The 22,233-nt window shown below is 32.9% G+C and carries 16 protein-coding genes and 1 pseudogene; 3 read left to right on the top strand and 14 right to left on the bottom strand.

All coding sequences use genetic code 11. The features are described 5' to 3' along the window. Positions 1-116: 116 nt before the first annotated feature. The 7 genes and pseudogenes from P8625_RS12835 to tamL all read right to left on the bottom strand — a co-directional run bounded on the left by P8625_RS12835 (position 117) and on the right by tamL (position 8,790). On the bottom strand, positions 117-581 hold the full coding sequence (locus P8625_RS12835) for a hypothetical protein (RefSeq protein ID WP_279650847.1): 465 nt from the start codon (positions 579-581) through the stop codon (positions 117-119). Between the two features lie 79 nt (positions 582-660). After that, on the bottom strand, positions 661-1,341 hold the full coding sequence (locus P8625_RS12840; RefSeq protein ID WP_279650848.1) for a hypothetical protein: 681 nt from the start codon (positions 1,339-1,341) through the stop codon (positions 661-663). A 117-nt stretch (positions 1,342-1,458) separates the two neighbouring features. Continuing rightward, on the bottom strand, positions 1,459-3,684 hold the full coding sequence (locus P8625_RS12845) for a polyribonucleotide nucleotidyltransferase (protein WP_279650849.1): 2,226 nt from the start codon (positions 3,682-3,684) through the stop codon (positions 1,459-1,461). Between the two features lie 186 nt (positions 3,685-3,870). Next, entirely contained in the window at positions 3,871-4,140 is a 270-nt protein-coding gene (gene rpsO, locus P8625_RS12850; RefSeq protein ID WP_099215837.1) for a 30S ribosomal protein S15, read from the bottom strand. 139 nt (positions 4,141-4,279) lie between these two features. After that, a pseudogene (gene accD, locus P8625_RS12855) lies at positions 4,280-5,136 on the bottom strand (acetyl-CoA carboxylase, carboxyltransferase subunit beta). A gap of 47 nt (positions 5,137-5,183) precedes the next feature. After that, entirely contained in the window at positions 5,184-6,242 is a 1,059-nt protein-coding gene (fbaA, locus tag P8625_RS12860) for a class II fructose-bisphosphate aldolase (RefSeq protein ID WP_279650850.1), read from the bottom strand. A 94-nt stretch (positions 6,243-6,336) separates the two neighbouring features. Further along, positions 6,337-8,790 carry a translocation and assembly module lipoprotein TamL gene (tamL, locus tag P8625_RS12865; RefSeq protein WP_279650851.1) on the bottom strand — a complete coding sequence of 818 codons (2,454 nt, stop codon included), beginning with the start codon at positions 8,788-8,790 and terminating at the stop codon, positions 6,337-6,339. Between the two features lie 71 nt (positions 8,791-8,861). Here tamL and P8625_RS12870 point away from each other — a divergent pair, with 71 nt between their 5' ends. Further along, positions 8,862-9,596 (top strand): RNA methyltransferase, encoded by a 735-nt coding sequence (locus tag P8625_RS12870; protein ID WP_279650852.1) that lies wholly within the window; start codon positions 8,862-8,864, stop codon positions 9,594-9,596. 147 nt (positions 9,597-9,743) lie between these two features. On the opposite strand, the gene P8625_RS12875 is transcribed toward P8625_RS12870, so the two are convergent. The 5 genes from P8625_RS12875 to P8625_RS12895 form a co-directional block, all read right to left on the bottom strand. Next, the gene (locus P8625_RS12875; RefSeq protein ID WP_279650853.1) at positions 9,744-10,979 is read right to left on the bottom strand and encodes a radical SAM protein; all 1,236 of its coding nucleotides are present in this window, start codon (positions 10,977-10,979) and stop codon (positions 9,744-9,746) included. A 70-nt stretch (positions 10,980-11,049) separates the two neighbouring features. Then, positions 11,050-11,280 (bottom strand): hypothetical protein, encoded by a 231-nt coding sequence (locus tag P8625_RS12880; RefSeq protein WP_279650854.1) that lies wholly within the window; start codon positions 11,278-11,280, stop codon positions 11,050-11,052. 362 nt (positions 11,281-11,642) lie between these two features. Beyond that, entirely contained in the window at positions 11,643-12,257 is a 615-nt protein-coding gene (locus tag P8625_RS12885; RefSeq protein WP_279650855.1) for a deoxynucleoside kinase, read from the bottom strand. Between the two features lie 87 nt (positions 12,258-12,344). Beyond that, entirely contained in the window at positions 12,345-13,028 is a 684-nt protein-coding gene (locus P8625_RS12890; protein WP_407704744.1) for a response regulator transcription factor, read from the bottom strand. Continuing rightward, a complete protein-coding gene (locus P8625_RS12895; RefSeq protein ID WP_279650856.1) occupies positions 13,018-14,610 on the bottom strand; it encodes a sensor histidine kinase in 1,593 nt (530 codons plus the stop codon). The genes P8625_RS12890 and P8625_RS12895 overlap by 11 nt, the downstream gene beginning before the upstream one ends. A 123-nt stretch (positions 14,611-14,733) precedes the next feature. Here P8625_RS12895 and P8625_RS12900 point away from each other — a divergent pair, with 123 nt between their 5' ends. Both P8625_RS12900 and P8625_RS12905 read left to right on the top strand, forming a co-directional pair. After that, entirely contained in the window at positions 14,734-15,567 is an 834-nt protein-coding gene (locus P8625_RS12900) for a GLPGLI family protein (protein WP_279650857.1), read from the top strand. Positions 15,568-15,660: 93 nt separating this feature from the next. Beyond that, complete coding sequence (locus P8625_RS12905; protein ID WP_279650858.1) at positions 15,661-18,447, top strand: TonB-dependent receptor; 2,787 nt, start codon at positions 15,661-15,663, stop codon at positions 18,445-18,447. Between the two features lie 51 nt (positions 18,448-18,498). Here the strand turns inward: P8625_RS12905 and P8625_RS12910 are convergent, their stop codons facing one another. Then, positions 18,499-21,558, bottom strand: coding sequence for a GEVED domain-containing protein (locus P8625_RS12910; RefSeq protein WP_279650859.1), 3,060 nt, complete (start codon positions 21,556-21,558; stop codon positions 18,499-18,501). Next, on the bottom strand, positions 21,516-22,166 hold the full coding sequence (locus P8625_RS12915) for a hypothetical protein (protein WP_279650860.1): 651 nt from the start codon (positions 22,164-22,166) through the stop codon (positions 21,516-21,518). Before P8625_RS12915 ends, P8625_RS12910 begins: the two co-directional genes overlap by 43 nt. Positions 22,167-22,233 lie beyond the last annotated feature (67 nt).

Below are 22,233 nucleotides of genomic sequence, written 5' to 3' on the forward strand. Positions count from 1 at the left end.
GATTCTATGTTTTCTTTCGTACAATTTTTCATGACTTTCTCTAGCTTCAAATTTTTTTAATGATAGTTTATTAATAGTAAAATTAATTTTGGACTTATTATAGAACAAATATTTAGCTATTTTTTGGAATCAATACTCATTTGAACATGACTAATACGATCTATCGTACCAACATTATGTAGATCAGATTTAGCTTTAATACTTCCCTTTGTAAAACCTTGTCCTATTTTAACTATACAGTAAGATATGGTGTAATTTTCTCTTAAGATTGTTACTATATTTAAAATTTCCATTTCTCCAGAAGTTATTTCCCAGTCTACCACTTCATTTATATTTACTGGAAGATTAGATTTTCCTATAGTGAAAACATATTGATATGAAACTCCTTTAACTACTTCTCGCTCGCCACTTAGGCATACCCCACCACCATTATTTTTACTTTCAGCATATGTCTCGCAATCTTTACAAGCGTTTTCTGCTATAAGATTGTCATCTTTCTCTAAGATATCATCATTGTTGGAACATGAGTTAATAAAGACAGTAATACAAAGGATTGTTAATAGATATAATAGTCTTTTCATCGTATAAATTTTTTACTCTTTACTTTATAGTCTAGTTAAATGTAAAAGGTTGCGTTGTAAAAGGAAAAAAACACCAATATTACATAGGAGTAGCACTCCAAGGACCATCTGAACGGTGTATATGGGTATAAGTTCCTTGAATACGTAAGTCAGATATAACACCTGTATATACTTGAGTAGAACTATTTGCGTCTTCTCCTTCCCATATATATGTGAGATTGTTACCATTTAAAGACCAAGAGCCATAAGTAATGTAAACACCCGGAGTGCCTAACTCATCGAACTTGGTGGTGCCATCTTCAAAAAAATCTACTTGTGAAACAATTTCATAATCATTACTGTCAGGATAAACGGTGGTTATTTTCCATCTTGTATTATCAAAAGACAAAGTTTTAAATGATTTTTCTTCACTATATACCGTTCCGTTACTATTGGTTATATATGCTCTAAAAAAATAAGCGGTATTAACAGTTAAGTCAGTAATAAAAGAGGTAAATGTATTCGCTGTTTCAGTAAGTGTATTATTATCAATTGTTGGATTTGGAGTGGTACTCCATGCGATTCCACGTTCTATAATTTCATTTTCACTTTGGTAAGTTATCGTAACATCAATTTCCATTGATGTGAATGTTACCTCTTTATTATTTAAAATGGAGACTTTAACAAGTTCTTTAGATAAGTTCTCTTCATCATTACAACTACTGAATAAAATTGTGATGAATAGAAAAAATATAGTTGTTGGAAAAAATGTTGTTTTCATAGCACGGATTTTAATGGTTTTTAATTTTTAGTCTATGAAAACAAAAAAGGTTGCGTTTGAAATAAAAAAATCGCCAAAATATTTTGGCGATTTTTTATTGTATAGAAAGCATAATTATTAACTATCTCTCTTATCCTGTCTTGGTTTTCTATCGTCTCGGCGGTTATCGCGATTACGATTGTCTCTTCCTTTATTATCTCTCGGTGGTCTTGCCACATACCCTTCTGGCTTTGGTAATAAAGCCTTACGAGATACTTTTTCTTTACGTGTTTTAGGGTCGATTCCGAAGTACTTCACCTCTAAAACATCACCTAAATTAACCACATCTGTTACATTGTTGGTACGTTCCCAAGCTAACTCGCTAACGTGCAACAATACCTCGTTTCCTGGAGCTTCAGTATATTCTACAACCGCACCAAAATCTAATAATTTTATTACTTTTACTTCGTAAACACCACCTTTTTCAGGTTTAAACATCATCGATTCAATTCGAGCGATAACTTTATCAATTCCCTCTTGGTTGGTTCCCAGAATTTCAACAATTCCTTCTTCTGTAACAGGGTCTTCGTTAATAACGATGGTAGTTTCCGTCTCTTTTTGTAACTCTTGAATGTGTTTTCCTTGTGGTCCGATAAAAGCACCAATTAAATCATTAGGAATTACTCTATTCACCATTTTAGGAGCATGAGCTTTTACATCTGCATTTGGAACAGCAATTGTGTCGGTTAATTTTTCTAAGATATGTAAACGACCATCACGCGCTTGTTTTAAGGCATTTACTAAGATTTCATAAGACAATCCTTTAATCTTAATATCCATCTGACACGCTGTAATACCATCTGCAGTACCCGTTACTTTAAAGTCCATATCACCTAAGTGGTCTTCGTCTCCTAAAATATCTGATAATACTGCATAGCGATCACCGTCAGAAATCAATCCCATGGCAATACCAGACACGGGTTTTTTCATTTGAACACCAGCATCCATTAATGCCATAGTACCTGAACAAACGGTAGCCATTGAAGAAGAACCATTTGATTCTAATACTTCAGAAACTACACGAACCGTATACGGACAATCTTCAGGAATCATGCCTTTTAAGGCTCTTTGTGCCAAGTTTCCGTGACCAATTTCACGACGAGAAGTCCCTCTTAAAGGACGCGCTTCTCCTGTCGAAAATGGAGGGAAGTTATAGTGTAAATAGAATTTTTCTTCGCCTTGTAATGTAGGTGAATCAACCATATTTGCATCTCTAGAAGTACCTAAAGTTACGGTAGCTAATGCCTGAGTTTCACCACGGGTAAAGATAGACGAACCATGCGTTCTTGGTAAGTAATCTACTTCACACCAAATAGGTCTAATATCAGTGGTCTTTCGTCCATCTAAACGTAAACCTTCATTTAAAGTTAAGTCTCTAACTGCTGCTTTTTGTGCTTTACCAAAGTACTTTCCAACTAAGTCTCCGAAGTCTTCTAATTCTTCTTCTGTGAACATGGCAGTAACTTCTTCTTTTACTTCAGAAAAAGCCAAACCTCTTTCTTGTTTAGAAGTTCCTTTTTTAGCAATATCATAACACTTTTGGTAGGCTGCATCGTGAATTTTTTGAGCCAATTCTTCATCTTCTCTTTCTCCTTCGTACTCACGAGTTTCTTTTTTACCTACTGCTTCAGCTAAAGCAACCTGAGCAGCACATTGTATTTTAATTGCTTCATGTGCAAACTTAATTGCATCAGCCATTTCTTCTTCTGAAATTTCTTTCATTTCACCTTCTACCATAGCCACAGAATCAGCAGAAGCACCAATCATCATGTCGATGTCGGCTTCTTGTAACTGACTATAACTAGGATTGATAACGAACTCTCCGTTAATTCTTGCAACACGTACTTCAGAAATTGGTGTTTCAAAAGGAATGTCTGATAATTGAATGGCAGCAGAAGCAGCTAAACCAGCCAAAGCGTCTGGCATTACCTCTTCGTCATGAGACATTAATTGAATCATCACCTGAGTTTCTGCGTGATAATCTTTAGGGAACAACGGGCGCAACACGCGGTCTACTAAACGCATGGTTAAGATTTCTTCATTTGAAGGACGTGCTTCACGCTTCATAAATCCACCAGGATAACGACCTGCGGCGGCAAATTTTTCACGGTAGTCTACTGTTAACGGTAAAAAGTCAATACCAGGGTTTGCCGTTCTTGCTGATACAACGGTTGCTAGTAACATTGTATCTCCCATTCTTACAACAACAGAACCATCTGCTTGTTTTGCTAATTTTCCTGTTTCTAATGTGATGGTTCTTCCATCTCCAAGTTCTATTACTTGGCTAAATACTTTTGGAATCATAGATTAATTCTTGTAAATTTTAATTTGTTTTTGTTTGTTGTTGTGTTGTTGTTGCTCCAATGGAAAATCAAAATTGTTGTTAGTAATTTTGAGCTTTTTATAAGTAGATTTCTGGTTGTTAGTCAGAAATGTATTGTTGTTTTAAATAAAAAAGAGGCACATTTATAGCGCCTCTTTTTGGTAGAATTATTTTCTAATTCCTAATTCTTTAATAATTGCACGATATCTGTTAATATCTTTTTTCTTTAGATAGTCTAACAAACTTCTACGCTTTCCTACCATTCTTACTAACGAACGCTCGGTGTTAAAATCTTTACGATTTCTTTTTAAGTGCTCAGTTAAGTGGTTAATTCTGTGCGTGAATAATGCGATTTGTCCTTCAGCAGTACCAGTATCATTTGCTCCCTTACCGTGTTTTGCGAAGATTTGTTCTTTAACTTCTTTTGTTAAATACATGCCAATATTATTTAAATGATTATTATGTACTCAATGTTTTTACATTGAAGTTGCAAATGTACAATTATTTTTTGGAATGGCACTTTGTGAGTACTGAAAATAACAGCAACAAAAAAGCTAGCATTTGCTAGCTTTTTTGTTAGGCTCTTATAGGTTGATTTTGTATTAAATCTAAATACAAGTTTACCTGTTTTTTTAGGTCTTTTCGTTCGTAAATAGCATCTAAGAAACCGTGTTCTAATAGAAATTCTGAACGTTGGAAACCTTCAGGTAAGTCTTTACCTGTGGTATCTTTTACTACACGAGGTCCTGCAAAGGCAATTAGAGCATTGGGCTCGGCAATGTTAATGTCTCCTAACATGGCAAAAGAAGCGGTTGTTCCACCTGTAGTGGGGTCGGTACATAAAGATACATAAGGTACTTTAGCATCTGCCAACTGCGCTAGTTTAGCTGAGGTCTTTGCTAATTGCATTAGAGAAAGCGAAGCTTCCATCATACGAGCTCCTCCCGATTTAGAAATCATTAAAAACGGAATTTTGTGTTCAATTGAGTAATCGATAGCTCTTGCTATTTTTTCTCCAACAACACTTCCCATCGAACCACCGATAAAGGCAAAATCCATACAGGCAATAACGATGTCTTTGCCCATCGACTTTCCAACAGCAGTACGAACGGCATCTTTTAATCCTGTTTTCTTTTGCGCTTGTTTTAAACGTTCTGGGTACTTTTTAGTATCCTCGAATTTTAAAGGGTCTTTAGCAGATAGCTTCGCATCTAATTCTTTGAATTTATTATCGTCGAAAAAGATTTCGAAATATTCTTTACTTCCTATGCGTACATGATATCCGTCTTCAGGGCTTACGTATAAATTCTTTTTTAATTCGTCGGTATCAATTATTTTTCCACTTGGGGTTTTATACCACAAGCCTTTCGGAGTGTCTTTTTTTCTTCTGTAGGGGTTTGAATTCCTTTGTCTGTACGTTTAAACCAAGCCATAATTTAGTGTTTAATCTTTAGTTGTTTGGTTTTCTTTTTCAAAGAATTTATAATGTGTTTACATTATTTAAGTCTTCAAAAGCTTTCTTTAATCGAGCTTTAAAAGTTTGTTCTCCTTCACGTAACCATTTACGAGGATCGTAATATTTTTTGTTTGGAACATCGTCTCCTTCTGGGTTACCAATTTGCGTTTGCAAATATGCAGATTTTTCTTGCATATAATCACGAATACCTTCGGTAAATGCATATTGTAAATCGGTATCAATATTCATTTTAATAACTCCGTAACCGATAGCTTCACGAATTTCCTCTAAAGTAGAACCTGAACCTCCGTGGAACACAAAGTCAATCGTGTTATGAGGAACGTTGTATGTTTTTGAAATATATTCTTGTGAGTTTTGTAAAATTTTAGGTGTTAATTTTACATTACCTGGCTTGTATACTCCATGTACATTTCCAAAAGCGGCAGCAATGGTAAATTGCGGACTAACTTTCATTAATTCTTCGTATGCATAAGCTACTTCTTCTGGTTGTGTGTATAACTTAGAACTGTCTACATCAGTATTGTCGACTCCGTCTTCTTCACCTCCTGTAATTCCTAACTCAATTTCTAAAGTCATTCCCATTTTACTCATACGAGCAAGGTACTTTTTACAAATTTCAATATTTTCTTCAAGAGGTTCTTCACTCAAATCAATCATGTGAGAACTGTACAAAGGCTTTCCTGTTTCTTTGTAAAATTGCTCGCTCGCATCTAACAAACCGTCTATCCAAGGCAATAATTTTTTAGCAGCATGGTCGGTATGTAAAATAACAGGAATACCGTAAGCTTCGGCTAATAAATGTACGTGTTTAGCTCCAGCTACTGCACCAGCAATAGCAGCTTTTTCGTTTTCGTTTGATAATCCTTTACCTGCATTGAACTGAGCACCTCCGTTAGAAAACTGAATTATTACAGGTGAGTTAAGTTCTTTAGCAGTTTCTAAAACAGCATTAATCGTATTAGACCCTACAACATTAACGGCTGGTAGCGCAAAGCCTTTTTGCTTTGCTAGGTCAAAAATTTCTTGAACTTGTTTTCCGGTGGCAACTCCAGGTGTAATCATTTTTTATGTATTTAGAAGTGTGTTACAAAAATTAAAGAACAAATCTACACTTTTTTATATAAGTTGCGATAAATTTTTAGTAGAAAGTGTTTTATTAAAACGGATAATTAATACCAATATTTAAGATTGAACGAGAAAAATTGAAGTTTTGAAACCACTTATTTTCTTTCAAATAGGGTTCGTGTGCTTTGAAACCTAAATCGAGCCGAGCAATTAAAAACTTAAAGTCATAGCGAAGTCCAAAACCAGCTCCAATAGCCATATCTTGCAACGATTCAAATCCTTTGAACTTAGAAGGATTATCAACAAGTTCTGAATTTGTTATATCCCAAATATTTCCAGCATCTATAAACAAAGCAGATTCTAGCGATCCAAAAACATCAAAGCGATATTCGAAACTGGTTAAAAATTTTAAGCTTCCGATATTATATTCTAAAACAGGGGTACGAGTACCTGGGCCTAAATCGTAGGTTCTCCAAGCTCTAATATCATTAGATCCTCCAGCAAAATAACTTCTAGAGAAGGGCACATCTGAATTGTTATACGTAAAAATTGCTCCGAGAAAAGTTCTGTGAGCCAATATATTGTTGTCGCCTAAATTCCAGTATTTTTTATATTCAATGTCGGTTTTAAAGTACTGGGCAACAGGTATTTTAAAAACAGTTTTTTGTCCTAAACTATTGGTGGTGTTTGATAAAAATCCCAAGATATTTCCTGAATTGGCGATTCTAATCTTGAGAAAAGAAAAGCTAGCATCTTTAATATTTTCTTGGGTATTATAGGTATAACCGTAAGCAATTTCAGGAATTAAAAAGTCGGTAGTCACAATATTAAACCTGTTAGCTATGTTCAGTACACTTTGATATTCATCTGGATTCGAGTTCTCAAAAGAAGTATCGTCGATTACACTTCTCATAAAACCTACAATTTCATTAAAATTACTTACTTCGTTTTTTGGTAATGTGTAAGAAGGATTGAAAACTTCGGCAACTTCATTCAGTTTTCGATATTCTGAATTGTATATAGAAAAATAATTGGTCACATTTAAATTTCGAATGTACTGTGCATTTAATAATTCTAATTGAATTGATTTTTTCTGGTCGTAATCCCATTTATAATCAACACCAACAGATATGTTTTGCTTATCTAAACCTATGTTTCTTTGAATTCCGACACCTGAATAGAATTTAGTTCTAGGAAACATTCTTTTAGGAACTAATTTATGCAGACCGAATGGGGCCATAAAGCGAGGTACTTCTAACGAAATATCAGAACCTATTTCCCAACCAGGGCCGTTGTTTGAACTAAAGTAAGAGCCAAATGTTGAGAATTTGAAAAGTTCGGCACCCTTAAAAGTATTTCTATTTGTTAACGAAAATTTTAATGAAATATCAAAGTTACGAATGTTAGAACGCGATAATTCAGTTTCAAAACCTAGCGTGTATTTTTCGATAGGAGTCAAGAATACATTGGCTTCTAATTCGTTTTCACTTAACTCGCTATATCGAATAGATGTTGCTTTAAAATTTTTCAAACCTCTTAAATGGGTACGGGTAAGGTTTCTAAGGGAATCGCTATAAACAGTATTGGGTTTTATAAACAAAGATTGTGATAAATATTTCGGATTGTATTTTAACTTGCGATGTGCATAAAAGTCAATTCCACCATAGCTAGCGGTATCTTTATGCTCAGCGTTTCGCTTGCTATACGTATAATCGGTAAAGACGTTGACCTTTTTTATTTTTTGAATTTGAAAAGGAACCGTTCTATCAGAAATGGTAATATCTACATCTGTTTTTTCATAGTTGGTTAGCGTATCATTTTCAAACGAAATGTAATTTTCGTTGAAATGAAATACACCTTCATTTCTAAAAAACTTTACAAGTCTATTAGCCTCCTTTATAAAATTTTCGTTCTTGTAGTGGTCTCCTGACTTTAAGTAACTTTTGTCTTTGGTAAGCTGATATAAAGAATCTAGAATGGGAGAGGTAATAAAAGTTTTAATGGTATCTAAATAAGAGGGATTTCCTTTGGTGATATAGTAATTTATTTCACCTTTCTTTTTACCAACCGTGTCTTTTTTTGAAGAAACGTTTGCTCTAAAATATCCTTCGGTTTGAAAGTAAGCTTTTAAATTATCGACTGTTTTTTTTGTTTTTGTATCATCGACAATAATTGGAGGCTGCCCACTATTTAAAAACCAGTTATTGAACCCAATAGCTGTTTTGGCAACAGAAATACTTTGCTTTTCAGAAAATATATCTTTAAAAAAATTATAGGTTTTTGGATTTTCTTTGCCCCATTCACTTGGGGTTTTAGGTGCTTCTGGATTACCAAAGTTGTAAAAGTATAATGATAATGGCATACCCAAAGCTTTGGCATTGGGGCGTTGCATCAACAGCTCGGTAATGTTTTCACTTGAGTTTTTTACACTATCAATATATACTGTGTTTTTGGTGAGTAATAACTCATTTTCTTTAACGTATTTAATTGTGCTACATGAGCTGAATAAGACTACTAACAAAAAGAAGAAAGAAAGTTTTTTCATTAACTTTACGCCTCGTATTAAGAACCAAAAATACTATTTTTTAGTGGTTTTAGAGTGTTAAAAATAATTTAATGAGTTTATCTAAAAACAATATAAAATTAATAACTAGTTTACAGCAAAAAAAGTATCGGCAAAAGCATCAATTATTTGTAGCAGAAGGTGTAAAAGTAGTTAGTGAGTTGCTTTCATCTTCTTTGGAATTAGAGCAACTGTATGCAATAGAAGAGTTTTGCATTGCTGAAAAGAATATCAGTGCTACGATAATCTCTGAAAAAGAACTCAAAAAGATTAGTACACTCAAAACACCTAATAAAGTATTGGGGGTGTTTAGAATTCCGAAAGAAAGTGCAACTGATAAAAGTAGTTTTATCGTAGCTTTAGATGGAGTTAATGACCCTGGTAATTTAGGAACCATCATTCGTTTGTGCGATTGGTTTGGTGTTTCTGAATTAATATGTTCTAAAAATACCGTTGATTGTTACAATCAAAAAGTCGTACAATCTACGATGGGGTCGTTAACAAGAGTTAAAATTACGTATGTAGATTTGCCTGAGTTTTTAAAGCAGTCTTCTTTACCAGTATATGCTGCAGACATGCATGGAGAAAACGTATATAAAGCTAGCTTGCCAAAAGAAGCTATTTTAGTAATGGGTAATGAGGCGAATGGTATTTCTCCTGAAATAGCTGACATTGTAAGTAATAATTTAACGATACCAAGGTTTGGAAACTTACAACAAACCGAAAGTTTAAATGTAGCGACAGCAACAGGAATTTTGTTGAGTGAATTTAAAAGAAAGTTGCTTTAATGCAGTTTGATAGTCAAGGGAATTCCCAGAGGCTTACTTCGAAATTCTTAAATAACGTGATTTAGGGATGTCATTGTATTGATTTTAAGATTTTTAACTAAAACTGTCAACGAATTAGTTAACCTTTACATCGGAGTCGTTTATTTATTAAACTGTAGCGACAAGACTTTCTTCAGAAAAAAATTCCAATTCTTTTTTATAAGGGCTATTGCTATTGTCGGTAAAACTTGAAAGATAGTTTATAATATCAATAGGGTTGATGGGTTCTATATTTTCTTTTTCATGTAGTTCAGGATAACAGGAAATAAAAAACTTTTGAAGGTGTGCTATTAATTTAATTAAATCGTTACAATATACAGAAGGGTTGTTAAATCCATTAACTTTGCTATGACGGTGAACGAGCCTACCACCTTTACAAATTTCATTTAAAGGGCACTCTAAACATTGCTTACATAGTTTGGTGTTCAAATCATTAAAATACAATTTACCTAAAGAAGTATTTTCTATATCTTGAAAACTGTTATCCTTGATATTGAGTCCAGTTTTTGTAAAACCCTGTCCACAGGCTTTTAAAGAATCAATAGCTTCAATTTCTCCATTAGTTTCTATGACCAGCACCGTAGATTCGTTTTTTGCGTTTTCATTAATTCTCATGAAAGAATTTAGTAAGCCTAAAAATAACGGAATTTTAAATCGTTTCGAATCGCGAATCCAGATTTCAAACAAATCGATTAACCAATCTGCCATTAAGGTTTTGTTTTTGTCGAAGGGAAAATTATCGTGTGTGTAATCTGGAATTAGGAAATTCACATAGCTAGCGTTCATTTCTTTAAAGCTCTTATAAATTTCTTCGGGACTTTCATTAATGTTAACTACACAAGCAATATCAGCAAAATTCATTTCACTTTTTAATAGCTTAACACTTTTAAAAACGCTATCGTAGCTTCCATTTCCTTTATGATCAACACGGTACATATCGTGTGCTTTTTTAGTCCCATCAACACTAATACTTGGTGAAATATTTAATTCTTTGAATAGTTTTATCCAACTTTTGTCTAAAAGAACTCCGTTAGTTTGTATATCAAAAGAGAAGGAAACATTTGTAAGATCGTGTTGATTTTTTTTTACTTTACTCACAAATTCTATAAAAAAGTCTTTTGAAGCAAGCAAAGGCTCACCACCGTGAAATATAAAAGAGAATTGCTTTTTGTTGTATTTTTCAATATACTCTTTAGTTTTTTCAATGAGATTATCCACCACTTCTGGTGACATGAATTTAGGTTGCTTTTTATAGGTAGTATCTCCAAGGTTATACATAAAACAGTACGAGCAATTCAAATTGCATCTGCTGGCTATTTTTAAGACTAAAGAATTGAAATTCATGATTGCTAGATATTGATTAGAACAAGGAAATTACACAAGTGCATAATTTCCTTACTAAATGCTTTTAAAACTACAGTTTTGTGTACAAAGCGTCTTCTTCTTCAACTTCAATAAACGACACACATTTTTGCAGTTTGTCGCTCCAGATTTGCCCATCTGGACATCGCTTACCTCCTCCACTCGTAGGGTAGTAAATTTCTTCTGGAACATAAACAGCTCCTCCCTTTACAAGGTCTAAATTGTTAATTTGTAAGTCTGAGAATTTTTCCAACCCTTTAGATAAAAAAAATGATTTTTTCATGTTGTTAGTTTTAAGTTAAATGCTTACTCTATTTTTTTAATTAAAAATTACATTTTCAGCTTCCTGTAAATTGTTAAACTAATGAGTTCAATTTTTAAGAACATTTGACACAAATATTGGTTATTTGACACAAAAAAATAAGGTGTGTGTGTAACTATTTATAAAAAAGGGAGGTACTATTTTAAAATGATGGTATGCTCTAAAAGTAGCAATGCGTTTATTTAAAGAGAAGGAAAATTAGAGAAGTATTCTTTAAGTTTAAAGAGTAAATTGCATTCTTAAGGTGTAACGTAATTATATGAAAAGCCTTTACTTCTTTATAAGAAACAAAGGCTTTTTATTATAGTTTTAGTCTTTTAAAGTTAAAATAACCCGTTTATTTGTGCGTCAATTCTATCAATTACGTAGCCTAAATCTTCTTGATTGTCTACAAAATCTAAATTATCAACGTTAATAATTAGTAATTTACCTTTGTTGTATTGACTAATCCAAGCTTCGTAACGTTCATTTAGCCTACTTAAATAGTCTATGCTAATAGAGTTTTCATATTCTCTGCCTCGCTTGTGAATTTGACCAACCAGCGTAGAAATATCTGCACGTAAATAAATTAATAAGTCGGGTGGAGTTACCAGATTTTCCATCAGTTCAAATAAGGAAGAGTAATTGCTAAAATCTCGGTTAGTCATCAAACCCATGGCGTGTAAGTTGGGTGCGAAAATATGAGCATCTTCATAAATGGTTCGGTCTTGAATAATTTTTTTACCAGATTTACGGAGTTCCAGTATTTGACGGAAACGACTATTTAAAAAATAAACTTGTAAATTAAACGACCAACGCTCCATTTCGGCATAAAAATCATCTAAATAAGGGTTTTTCTCAACCGATTCAAAATGAGCTTCCCAATTGTAGTGTTTTGCTAATAATTTTGTTAAAGTGGTTTTACCTGCGCCAATGTTTCCGGCAATTGCTACGTGCATAATTGTCTGTGTAATGTATTTTAATCTTGCTGGCATTGCCAAATCAAGGATGGTAAAATTACACAAAAAAAGGAATTCATAAACAATTTAACAGATCAATTTATACCCATAACCTCTAACATTTACAATTTGTATGTTTTCGTCGTATTTTAATTTCTTTCGTAATTTAGAAATAAAGACATCCATACTTCGAGCATTAAAAAAATCGTCATCTCCCCATAGTTTTTTCAATATAAAAGACCTGTCTAAAATTTCATTTTTCTTTTGTGATAAATGAAAGAGTAATTCTGATTCTCGATGAGTTAATTTTTTAATATCATTATTAAAAGACAAAACCTGTTTAGTGTAATTAAAAATGTAATTACCAATGTGAATTGCGTCGTAGTTCCTTTTCAATTCAACTCTATCCAATAGTGCATGAATACGAACAATCAATTCTTCCATAGAGAAGGGTTTTTTAAGATAGTCGTTTCCACCGTGTTCAAAACCTTCAACAACATCTTTGGCTTGTGATTTTGCAGTTAAAAAAATAATAGGAAGATGCTTGTTTTCTTGTCGTATTTCTTTGGCAAGTGTAAAACCATCTTTTTTTGGCATCATTACATCCAGAACTAAAATATCAGGAGAGTTGGCGTGATAAATTTTATAAGCTTCTTCACCATTGAGTGCGTGAAATACTTCAAAATTTCTAGTTTCCAAACTTTCTTTTACAATTTGCCCTAAACTAGGTTCGTCTTCAGCCAACAGCACTTTAATAATTTTACGCATCATTTAAAACAATTTTAAAAACGGTGTTGTTTGGTTTTGAAGTTAGCGATATAACACCACCATGTTTTTCAATAATCTTTTTAGTATAATATAAGCCAATTCCAAAACCTTTCACGTCATGGGTGTTTCCTTTGGGAATGCGATAAAACTTATCGAATATTTTTTCTTGTTGATTTTTGTCAATTCCCTTACCATTATCAGTAATCGTTATTTCAATAACATGTAATACTTGGTTAATGTTTATGGCTATTTTATTTCCACCATATTTAATAGCATTATCTAATAAATTTGAAATGGCATTCTCAAAATGAAATACATCTACATTCGTAACTATTTCAGGCTTGTTTGATGAGAATAGAAGTGTTTTTTCTGAATTGGTAAACTGATGTTTTTTGGTGTTGTTTTCTATCAATTCAACTAAATTGACAGGTTCTTTCTTTAACAGTAATTTTTCACTATCAAGTGTAGCTGTTTCTAATAACTTTTCTACCATTATGTGTAGTTTTTCTATCTGTACAGATGAAATCGAAATATATTTTTTAGTTTTTTCTTTGTCATCAATGGCATTAAAATTATGAATAGCTTCTAGCGCAGTTGAAACGGTAGTTATTGGTGTTTTGAATTCGTGCGTAATGTTGCTAATTAAATCATTTTTAATTTCAGCAAGCTCTTTTTGTTGATTGATAATTTTTAATAAGTAAAATAGACTTGTTATAACTGCTAACGAAAGCAAAAGAGATAGTATAATTCCTGTCGAACTTCTTTTAAGAATTTCACTTGAGGGGTTCTCATATAATAGGGTTAGCTTTTCATCACTTTTAACATACGTAGATTTAGCATCGCTTTGTAGGTGTAGTGTAGGTGCTCCTTCTTTTTTTGAGGAGTAAAAAAGGGTGTCCTTTTTAAAATGATTTACGTAAAATGGAGTTGAAATGCCTTTCGTTGTTAATTGCTTTTTCATAATCGAATCTAGCTTCACATGATCTAAAGAATCATTTTGAACAGAAATAAAAATGGTTTGTAGTCCTTTTATTAATTTTAAACTATCAGTAGCTTTCTTACCTTTAAAAACTTTTACTTTTTTAATTCCTGAAGAATCAAGATGAATACCAGACGTATGATCTTTGTTAAATTGAGTAATTTTAGAAATCTTTTTAGTAGAGTCGTTAATCTCATGCCTTATATCGTTAACGAAAGATTCACCAAAATAAGAGTTCATCTCTTTAAACTCTTTTGGGTTGTCAGTTTTAATATTTAAAGAAGAAATTTCAAATTGTATACTGTCGTTTTTATTTTCAACTTTTGAAGAGAAAACTTTTTCCCAAATGTTTTTGTCTTTAACGTTGTTTTTAGAAGTTGCTTTGTCAGATTCTTTACCAGATTCTACTATTGCAAAAAAGTTTTGCTTAGTTAAAGCGGCATAATACTCTTCAACAGCATTATCTAAACTTAATTGAATTTCATTGATAACACGTTGCTTGTTTTGTTGATAGTTTTTATAATTCCAATAAAACTGTATTAGAATGGTAATAACAATTGTAGCGCTAATTAAATATAATATCCAACGATGTTTTTTTGTGTTCATGTTTTCAAAGATAAAGTGTTAAGGCGAATAAAAAATATCGGTTAACACTCGTTAACACTCATTAACTCAAAAAGATGCTATGGTGAAGCATATTTGTAGTGTTGAACATTAAAAAAGAAACAAATGAAAAAAATCATACTACTAACATTGTTGTTAAGTACCTCAATGTTTTCACAAAATTTTACAGGAAAAGCTACCTATAAAACGCATCAAAAATTAGATTTAAAGGTGAGCACTAGTAAAGGAGCTCCGAATTCAGATATTCAAAAAAAGCTACATGCCCAATTAATGAAGCACTTTCAAAAAACATATACCTTGTACTTTAATAAATCAGCATCTACTTACAAACAAAATCAAGAATTGTCTTCTCCGCAAGTACAAACAGATGGTATACAAATTCGAATTGGAGGAAGTGGGGGTGGAACCGATGTTTTGTATAAAAATGTAGCCGATAAAGAATACATCAATAAAACAGAGGTGAGCGGAAAACGCTTTTTGATTAAAGACACCTTAGAAAATTTTGATTGGAACCTGACTGGAGAAACAAAAAATATAGGAAACTATACGTGTTATAAAGCAATTAAAACGAGAAAAGAAATTAGAACTTTAACGTCTATGACAGATGGAGAAACCGAAGAAAAAGAAGAAGAAGTTACCATTGAAACTGTGGCGTGGTACACACCTGACATTCCTGTTAGTAACGGACCAAAGTTGTTTTGGGGGCTTCCTGGGTTAATTTTAGAAGTTCAAGACGGAAAACAAACTATTGTTTGTACAGAAATTGTATTAAATCCTTCAGAAAAAATAGAAATAGTAGCACCAAAAAAAGGGAAGAAAGTAACCCAAGAAAAATTTGATAAAATAATGGAAGAGCATACTAAAGAAATGATGGAGCGATTTAAAAACAGACGTAAAAGCAAAGACGGTAATTCTCTTCATATAGAAATACAAGGATAGTCATCATTGTATCAAACGTACATTCTATTTCTTATTTGTACTAGGAGCTAATTATAGTTTAAAAAGCAGCTTACTCAATACTAAAATCACACAATGAAAAAAATACTATTCATAGCTATTTGCATAGCTACTTGGACTTCGAATGCTCAAATTACACTTAAAGGAGTTGTTAAAGACAGTGTAGGAACACCCCTCGAAATGGCAAATGTAATTGCTATTAACAAAGCGACTAAAAAACTAGATTCCTACGGTTTTACAGATGCGAAAGGAAATTATAAGTTAAATCTCACTAAAAATTCAATTTATAGTATAAAAGTAAGTTACATTGGGTTAAAAACTGCTGAAGTTAATTTAGAAACTAAAGAAGATAATTTACTTAAAGATATTGTTTTAGAAGGTGATGATAGCTTGGAAGAAGTAAATATTACCTATAAAATGCCTGTAACAGTTAAAGGAGATACTATCGTATATGATGCTGATAGCTTTAAAAGTGGAACCGAAAAAAAGTTAGGAGATGTACTTCAAAAGTTGCCAGGAGTTGAGGTAAACGATGACGGTGAAATTGAGGTAGAAGGGAAAACAGTCAAAAAAGTAATGGTTGAGGGAAAAGACTTTTTCGACGGAGATTCTAAACTAGCCACAAAAAACATTCCTGCTAATGCTGTTGATAAAGTTCAAGTATTAAAAAATCATAGCGAAGTGGGGCAGATGAGTAGTGTAACAGATAATGAAGACAACGTAGTAATTAATGTTAAACTAAAAGAAGGTAAGAAAAATTTTTGGTTCGGTGAAGTCTCTGCAGGTATGGGAATGTTAATGGAAGATAATAGGTACTTAGCACGCCCAAAACTATTCTATTACAGCCCTAAATACAGTTTAAATAGTATCACAGATTTAAATAATATAGGGGAAGTGCCTTTTACAATGAGAGACTACTTTAAGTTTACAGGAGGTTTTAGACAGTTTGGAAATAATAATGGAACAAATTTTAATGTAGGGTCTAATGACATTGCTTTTTTAACCTTACGTAATAATAGAGCGAAAGAAATAGAATCAAAATTTGGGGCTTTAAACTTTAGTTACTCTCCAAGAAAATCGTGGGATATTAGTGGATTTGCCATTTATTCAGGGAATGAAACAGATATGGAAGAAACCACAGAGCGTTTATATTCAAATGCGGTAATTAATGAAAATAATTTACCTGTATATGATCAAAACAATCCATCTTCAACAAAATATATTAATACAGAAGAAACAAAAGATCAAACAAATCAAATAAGTGATTTAGGGTTGTTTAAGTTGAGTTCTAGTTACAAGCCTAATGCTAACAATCAATTTGATTACGATGTTTTTGCTAAAGTATCTAAGCAACAACAGATGCAAACAACAGTGTCGTTAAGAACGTATTTGAATGCTAATGATGAGATTGTGCCAATTAATCAAGTTTCAGAGCAAAGTCCGTTTTCAATTAACCAAAACCTAAACTATTATTACACACTAAACGATAACCATATTTTTGCTTTTGAAGCACAGCATTTATGGCAAAATGAAGATCCGTTTTACAATGCAGAGTTAGAAAAATTATCATTCTATAATTTACTGTCACTAACAAATGTAAACCCTAATCCAGGAGATGATAATTTATTTAATGTAAGTCAAAATAAAAGGATAAAAACAAATAAACTTGATGCAAAGTTAGATTATTATTATGTGTTAAACGCTAAAAGTAATTTGAATGTTACGCTAGGGTCTACTTTTAGTAATCAGCGATTTAACTCAAGTATTTTTGAAATTCTAGATGGTAATAAAAATAAAATATCTGAACCATCAACAATAAATAACGTTGATTTTTCTTTTGATGATTTATATGTAGGCGTACATTATAAGTTTGTAACGGGTATTTTTACCTTTAACCAAGGTTTTACATTTCACAATTATGTTTCAAGAAATACACAATTAGGGTCTGTTTTTGAAAATAATTTCACCAAACTTTTACCAAATGCTTTTGTAAAAGTTAACTTAAAAAAATCAGAGACTTTACGATTAAGTTATACCATGCAAACTAGTTTTACCGATGTGAATCAATTAGCAGAGGGGTATGTTTTTAATAACTACAGTAGCTTGTATTCAGGAAATAGAGAATTAGAAAATTCACTATATCACACTATAAATCTGAATTATTTTAGCTTTAATATGTTTAACTATACGAATGTTTTTGGTTCTGTTAATTACAGTAAGCGAATTGATGAAATTAAGAGCAATACAGCGTTTATTGACATAAATCAAGTAAGAAGTTCAATAAACTCTGCGTTTCCAGATGAGTCTATCTCTGCAAGAGCTAATTTTCAAAAAAGTTTTAGAAAATTTAAGTTACGATTAGGAGGAAATGTTTCTTATGGAAAATCGAATAGTTTACTTACGAATCGTCAAACAGGTGAAACAAGAAATCGATTGGCAACAACGTTTGCCCAAAACTATACCTCAAAATTTAGCACGAATTTTAGAGAGGCACCAAACTTTGATGTTGGTTACAATGTGTCTATTAATAATTCGAATATTGGTGGAGTAGAAAATACTTTTACAACGCATAGTCCTTATATAAATTTTGATGCTTTTTTCTTAAAGGAATTTATATTTACATCAAACTACACGTATAATAGAGTGCTAAATAATGGAGAAACGATTGATAGTTATGGGTTCTTAAGAGCAGACCTTACGTATCAGAAAAAAGATAGTAAATGGGAATATAAAGTTGGGGTAACAAATCTGTTAAATTCAACAAGATTGAATCAAAATAGTAGTAATGATATTTATGTGAGTAATTCTTCGTATGTAATTCAGCCCAGAATAGCTACGTTTACCGTGAAGTATAATTTGTAAAAGCAAAAAAGCAACCAAATTGGTTGCTTTTTGTTTTTGGAGTGTCATTTTTTATTTGATAACTATTTTTCTTGTTATTTGTTTGCCCGCATTTTCAATTTGTAAAAGGTAAAGTCCGCTGGCTGTTTTGTCCAACTGCACCTCTTTATTAAATTGACTAGAAATAGTTGAGAATTTTTGCGTCTCAAGTAATCGTCCTCTAAAATCAAAAAGTCTAATAAAGGTAGATTCTTTGTCTTTTACGGTAAAGCTTACCGTAAATTTTCCGTCAGAAGGGATAGGGTATGTTAGTAAATCATCAAACAAAGTATTGTCTGTAGCAAAGCTTTCTTCAATAGTAATGGTATAGTCTTCCACTTCACCATTAAAATTTAACCCACATGAGTTGGGGTCTAAATTTGATTTTGTTGCTACTCTCATAATTGTAGAACCTAGGGGTGTTCCTTCAGGAACCGTAATAGAAACAGTATTCGATAAGGTTAAGTTATAGGCTTCGCTTGAGTCAAAGGCACAGTCTTGATTCCAGTCTATCCAAGCAACTGTTTTTGCATCATCGTTTCCATCCGTATTAATCGTAGTGGTAAGGTTATAGGTTTCACCTCTCACTACTTGTGTGCTTTCTGAGGTGAAATCTGAGTATCCTGTTGTTTTAGTAGAACTGTTATCAATACTATTAAACGTAACATTAGTAATGCTTAACTGCGATAGGGTATTTCCAGAGGCATTACAAAGAGTGTCGTTTACATTTAAAAGTATATTTATCGATTTTGTAGTGGTACTAGAACTGGCGGTAATCGTAATTGTATAATCTCCTGTAGCAACATTGTTTAAGTTTGTTACCGTTAGGCTAAAGTTACCGTTTGTACTTATTGTTTCAGAATTGAGCATAGCGGTTGAATTTGCAGGAATTCCTGAATAAGATAAGCTAACAGTTTCAGTAAAGCCATAAAGAGCCATATAATCAAGGATGAAAGTTACCTCGTTGGTAGCCTTATTACAAACCGACAAATCTCCCGTTGTGTTTGAAATTGAAAAAGTTGGCTCTAAAATCACGATAGTATAATCTTCTACTTCCCCATTAAAATTCAATCCACAAGAATTTGGGTCGTTATCTAATCTTGTCGATACCCTCATCGTAGTCGAACCTCTAGGGATGCCTAAAGGAACGGCGACAGGAATAGTAGATGAACTTAAGTCGTAAGTTTCACTTGCGTCAAAAGTACAGTCTTGATTCCAGTCTATCCATGCAACTGTTTTTACATTGCTATTTCCATCGGTATTAACTGTAATAGTTAAATTGTAACTATCTCCTCTAACTACTTCGGTACTTTGGTTAGTAAAGTCTGAATATCCTGTTGTTTTGGTAGAGCTATTGTTAATTTCGTTAAAGGTAACATTAGTAATACTTAACTGTGAAGCAATACTACCTGAAGAGTTACAAAGACCATCATTTACGTTTAAAAGTATGTCTACTGATTTTGTGATTGAACTTGAGGTAGCGGTAACTGTTATGATATAATCGTCTTTAACAACATTGGTAAGGTTTGAAAGATTTAATGTAAACTTTCCACTGCTACTCAATGAAGAATTACTTAAGCTGGCGGTTGCATTTGCAGGAATTCCTGAATACGATATATTTACTGTTTCATCAAACCCATACAAAGTATTGTAATCAAAGTCAAAAACAAGGTCATTTGTAGCAATATTACATACAGAAACATCGCCTGTATTATTAACTATTGAATAGGTAGGAGCTGCAGGAACAATAGTAAAGTTAGCGTTGTTTACATTGTAAAAAATATTGTCTGCGGCTTCTATTAATATTCTAGCATTGGTAGTATTTGTATCGGGTACAATAATATCTTCTGAACCGTCATTTGGGGTGTTACTTTTTAGAGTAAACGGAAAGGTAAGACCTCCGTCTGTTGAAAGTTTTATGTTTACAGTAGCACAGTTAATAGGTGCTTGGTCTGTAGTGCCTTTATTCCAAGTTATGGTTTGAGTTGAATTTGTTCCCCAAGATACAGAAGAACTGGGGTTTGTAACAATAAAAGGTGCTGCATCTGTCACAGTTATTTTTATATCATCTCTAGCCGAGCTTCCTCCACCTGAATGATTATCTCTTACCGTAACCGCAAAATTCAATTCTCTTGCTACCGAGGGTAACACCTCCCAAGTTGTAGAATTAGAGCCACTTAAAACTGTTGAAAGTGCAGGCATATATCGAGTAGGAGAAGAAGAAGGAGAAATCGATCTAAACATCGGTCCACCTGTATTGGTAGGTAAAGGAGACATAGTGGCTATTTCAGTATCAATTTGTTCCCAAGTATAGGTCAACGAAGCCGTTCCGTCGATGTCAGTACTTTGCGCTTTCAAAACGAAAGGAGTAGATTTAGGAATACTTACATCGCTTCCAGCATTGACTGTAGGAGCATTATTGCCTGTACTTGATAAAGCAGCACAACTTCCAGTTCCTACAACATGGTTCCACATTTGGTCAATACTCACAGCGTGAAAATAAGCATCACTTACATTCTGTACATTAGGAGAACAAATACCTGCATACGCCATGATGGTCGAACCACTTCCTGGCTCGACAGCTGTAGCATTCGTTCTATTACTACTACAAGAATTGTTAAATGTGTGGTTAGCTCCAAATTGATGTCCAAGCTCATGAGCAACAAAATCGATATCAAAAGTGTCATTAATGGGTTGACTTTGACCAGTTACACCCTGTGCCTTAAAACCTGTTACACAAACTGTTCTTAGCTGCGCAAGTCCTCCGACTCCAGTGCTAAATGTATGACCAACATCGTAATTAGCGTTACCAATAACAGAATCACATTTTTCTTGACTTTCATCAATTAAGTTGCTGGCACTATTATTTGATAAACCATCTGTACCAGGATCTAAGAAAATTAAATTATCGTTATTACTTACAAGCACCATTCTAACAGCCAAATCTCTTTCAAAAACACCATTTACTCTAGTCATGGTGGTATTCATAGCAGATAACACAGCCGCTTTTTTTTCTGAATCACTAGCTCCTGATGGAACACCTTGGTTGTTTATGTGAAACTGTGCATACTCCCCAGTACTAACCAAAGCCATTCTGTAAGTTCGTAAATTACCATCATCAGCATTTTTTTCTGATTGGGTGATGAATTTTTTTCTCGCAAGGTATCTTCAACCATGCACAAAAACTCATCTTTAACAATTGGGACACTGCTTTTTTTGTAAATAATGTATTCTTGGTAATCTTTAGTGTAAGGATTGATGTATAGAGTGCCTTCATTTTCAGAAAAAATCATTGCATGAACGCCATCTTTTCCTATACTTATTTTAGCAGATGAAGAAGGAGTGTCAATTCCTTGAGCAGAAAAAGAGGTAATCATTGGAAATTTTTTAGCTAAATCAGGAGCTAAATATGAGGTTTCTTTGACTAAAAATTTCTCTAGTCTTCCATTTGCATTTGGAAGCTGTATGATTTTCGAGCTAGAGGTGCTTTTAGATTGTGAATTTGGCAATGTTTGTTTAAAACCATCTAAATCTAGACTCATCAAAACGTATTGTTTAGGAGTGGTATCTGTATTGAAGATCTCTTTTTTTTGTTGAGCAATTACACTCTTATCAGTTTTAGTCCATAATTCTTGTGAATATACACTAGCTATCGATAAGAATAAAATAAAGAAAAAAGAAAGGGTACTTTTTTTTAACATGATTTTATAATTGGTATGTATGGTTTATAACAGTCAAATTCTAAATTTCCCTACCTTTGTAGGGCAG

Origin of the sequence: Tenacibaculum tangerinum (assembly GCF_029853675.1) — a bacterium.
Classification (GTDB): domain Bacteria; phylum Bacteroidota; class Bacteroidia; order Flavobacteriales; family Flavobacteriaceae; genus Polaribacter; species Polaribacter tangerinum_A.

Bases quoted from the DNA above. Each gene is read 5' to 3' on its own strand.
- P8625_RS12835 (WP_279650847.1), bottom strand. From the start codon at position 581: ATGAAAAGACTATTATATCTATTAACAATCCTTTGTATTACTGTCTTT.
- P8625_RS12840 (WP_279650848.1), bottom strand. From the start codon at position 1,341: ATGAAAACAACATTTTTTCCAACAACTATATTTTTTCTATTCATCACA.
- P8625_RS12845 (WP_279650849.1), bottom strand. From the start codon at position 3,684: ATGATTCCAAAAGTATTTAGCCAAGTAATAGAACTTGGAGATGGAAGA.
- rpsO (WP_099215837.1), bottom strand. From the start codon at position 4,140: ATGTATTTAACAAAAGAAGTTAAAGAACAAATCTTCGCAAAACACGGT.
- fbaA (WP_279650850.1), bottom strand. From the start codon at position 6,242: ATGATTACACCTGGAGTTGCCACCGGAAAACAAGTTCAAGAAATTTTT.
- tamL (WP_279650851.1), bottom strand. From the start codon at position 8,790: ATGAAAAAACTTTCTTTCTTCTTTTTGTTAGTAGTCTTATTCAGCTCA.
- P8625_RS12870 (WP_279650852.1), top strand. From the start codon at position 8,862: ATGAGTTTATCTAAAAACAATATAAAATTAATAACTAGTTTACAGCAA.
- P8625_RS12875 (WP_279650853.1), bottom strand. From the start codon at position 10,979: ATGAATTTCAATTCTTTAGTCTTAAAAATAGCCAGCAGATGCAATTTG.
- P8625_RS12880 (WP_279650854.1), bottom strand. From the start codon at position 11,280: ATGAAAAAATCATTTTTTTTATCTAAAGGGTTGGAAAAATTCTCAGAC.
- P8625_RS12885 (WP_279650855.1), bottom strand. From the start codon at position 12,257: ATGCACGTAGCAATTGCCGGAAACATTGGCGCAGGTAAAACCACTTTA.
- P8625_RS12890 (WP_407704744.1), bottom strand. From the start codon at position 13,028: ATGATGCGTAAAATTATTAAAGTGCTGTTGGCTGAAGACGAACCTAGT.
- P8625_RS12895 (WP_279650856.1), bottom strand. From the start codon at position 14,610: ATGAACACAAAAAAACATCGTTGGATATTATATTTAATTAGCGCTACA.
- P8625_RS12900 (WP_279650857.1), top strand. From the start codon at position 14,734: ATGAAAAAAATCATACTACTAACATTGTTGTTAAGTACCTCAATGTTT.
- P8625_RS12905 (WP_279650858.1), top strand. From the start codon at position 15,661: ATGAAAAAAATACTATTCATAGCTATTTGCATAGCTACTTGGACTTCG.
- P8625_RS12910 (WP_279650859.1), bottom strand. From the start codon at position 21,558: ATGGCTTTGGTTAGTACTGGGGAGTATGCACAGTTTCACATAAACAAC.
- P8625_RS12915 (WP_279650860.1), bottom strand. From the start codon at position 22,166: ATGTTAAAAAAAAGTACCCTTTCTTTTTTCTTTATTTTATTCTTATCG.